1 protein-coding gene is annotated in these 412 nt (G+C 66.7%); it reads left to right on the top strand.

The features are described 5' to 3' along the window. Positions 1-412, top strand: a 412-nt coding sequence (locus tag EN780_RS38130) for a helicase-related protein (protein ID WP_281035431.1), incomplete at both ends; no start/stop codon positions are given.

Consider the following 412-nt stretch of genomic DNA (forward strand, 5'->3'; position numbering starts at 1 on the left):
CGTCAAGCACGCCGAGGCGCTGCACCGATCGATCGCGACCCGTGGCTATGAGCGGCTGGCCTTGTTCACAGGGCAGCTCGACGATGGCGCCAGCCGCCTCAAAGTCGTAACCGACTGGCGCGACGGCGCGATCGATCTCGTGGTTGCGACCTCCGCCTTCGGCATGGGCATCGACAAAGATGATGTCCGCGCTGTGGTCCATGCCTGCGTGCCGGAATCGCCGTCGCGCTACTATCAGGAGATCGGCCGGGCGGCGCGCGGCGGCAACCAGGCCTTGGCGCTCATGCTCTGGACCGATGACCGTGGCAAGGCAGGCGACTGGCGTCAGGCAAGGCGGCTCTGGTCGGGGAGTTGGTTGACGCCTGATATGATGCGCAAGCGCTGGCGCGCGATCGTTCGTGCCGCCGAACAG

Source organism: Mesorhizobium sp. M4B.F.Ca.ET.089.01.1.1 (assembly GCF_004022605.1).
In the GTDB taxonomy this organism is placed as follows: domain Bacteria; phylum Pseudomonadota; class Alphaproteobacteria; order Rhizobiales; family Rhizobiaceae; genus Mesorhizobium; species Mesorhizobium abyssinicae.